The organism is Streptomyces sp. AC550_RSS872, from assembly GCF_019049285.1.
GTDB lineage: Bacteria > Actinomycetota > Actinomycetes > Streptomycetales > Streptomycetaceae > Streptomyces.
Genome location: NZ_JAGMUL010000133.1, coordinates 1 through 366 on the forward strand (window position 1 = coordinate 1; position 366 = coordinate 366).

Sequence of the window (366 nt, forward strand, 5' to 3'; positions counted from 1 at the left end):
GTTCGTGATCACGAACTTCTTGTCGGGCCACAGGTCGGCCTCGTCGAGGAGCACCTTGGCGCCCTCCGAGACCAGCTTGGACGCGGTCGGCTCCGGCACCCACGCGCCGTCGATCGAGCCGGACTTGTAGGCGTCGGGCGTGATCTTGTTGTCCGTGCGGACGACGGACACGTCGCCCTTGCCGCTCTCCGCGTCGACCTTCCAGCCCTGTTCGGAGATCCAGTTGAGCAGCGCCACGTCCTGGGTGTTGCCGAGCTGCGGGGTGGCGATCTTCTTGCCCTTGACGTCCTTCAGGGACTTGATCTTCTCCGGGTTGACGACGAGCTTCACGCCGCCCGAGGCCGAACCGGAGATGATCCGCAGGTT

At 65.3% G+C, this 366-nt stretch carries 1 protein-coding gene; it reads right to left on the reverse strand.

What is annotated here, in order from left to right:
• Window positions 1–366 (reverse strand): ABC transporter substrate-binding protein (locus KUM44_RS36060; protein ID WP_217213984.1); only part of this gene is annotated, 366 nt, incomplete at both ends.